At 43.8% G+C, this 1,193-nt stretch carries 1 protein-coding gene; it reads right to left on the bottom strand.

Going from position 1 to position 1,193, the window contains the following annotated elements; genetic code table 11:
- Positions 1-16 precede the first annotated feature (16 nt).
- Positions 17-1,192 (bottom strand): elongation factor Tu, encoded by a 1,176-nt coding sequence (gene tuf / locus PVV59_RS09795; RefSeq protein WP_100131288.1) that lies wholly within the window; start codon positions 1,190-1,192, stop codon positions 17-19.
- Position 1,193 lies beyond the last annotated feature (1 nt).

The following is a 1,193-nucleotide window of genomic DNA, read 5'->3' as shown; positions in this document are numbered from 1 at the left end:
TTTCAATAACCATTATTTACTCAATGATCTTAGAAACGATACCGGCACCAACAGTACGACCACCTTCACGAATAGCAAAACGAAGCTTCTCTTCCATTGCTATCGGAACAATCAGTGACACATCCATCGCAACATTATCCCCTGGCATAACCATTTCTGTTCCTTCTGGTAGCGTCACAATACCCGTAACATCTGTGGTACGAAAATAAAACTGAGGACGATAATTCGTGAAAAAAGGCGTATGACGACCTCCTTCATCTTTCGTCAAAATATAAGCCTCTGCTTTAAAACGGGTATGAGGGGTAACAGAACCAGGTTTTGCCAAAACCTGTCCACGCTCAATTCCTTCACGATCAACACCACGAAGCAATGCACCAATATTATCACCCGCTTGTCCTTGATCTAAAAGCTTGCGGAACATTTCAACTCCGGTAACCGTCGTCTTAGAAGTCGGACGAATACCAATAATCTCAATTTCCTCCCCAACTTTAATAATACCACGCTCAACACGACCCGTAACAACCGTTCCACGTCCCGAAATCGAAAATACATCTTCTATCGGCATCAAAAATGGTTGATCAACTGGACGCTCAGGGGTTGGAATATAATTATCAACCTCACTCATCAAAAGACGAACCGCATCTTCACCAATGCTTTTATCCTTGTCCTCAAGAGCAGCCAACGCAGAGCCTTTAACAATCGGAACATCATCACCTGGAAAATCATACTTCGATAAAAGTTCACGAACCTCAAGCTCTACAAGATCCAAAAGTTCGGTATCATCAACCTGATCAACTTTATTAAGAAAAACAACAATTGCTGGAACACCAACCTGACGGGCAAGCAAAATGTGCTCACGGGTCTGAGGCATCGGACCATCAGCCGCAGAAACAACCAGAATAGCGCCATCCATCTGCGCTGCACCTGTGATCATATTTTTCACGTAATCTGCGTGCCCGGGACAATCAACGTGGGCATAGTGACGATTCTCCGTTTCATACTCAACGTGTGCTGTAGAAATGGTAATACCACGGGCGCGCTCTTCTGGTGCTGCATCAATTTGATCATATGCTTTAAACTCACCAAAAAATTTCGTAATCGCTGCTGTCAACGAAGTCTTCCCATGATCAACGTGACCAATCGTACCTATATTAACATGCGGTTTCGTACGTTCAAATTTGCTCTTCGCCATT

The organism is Bartonella sp. MM73XJBT.G (genome assembly GCF_028618435.1).
Classification (GTDB): Bacteria; Pseudomonadota; Alphaproteobacteria; order Rhizobiales; family Rhizobiaceae; genus Bartonella.
The sequence above is the reverse complement of the archived record's forward strand: the minus strand, read 5'-3'. Positions and strand labels throughout refer to the sequence as shown.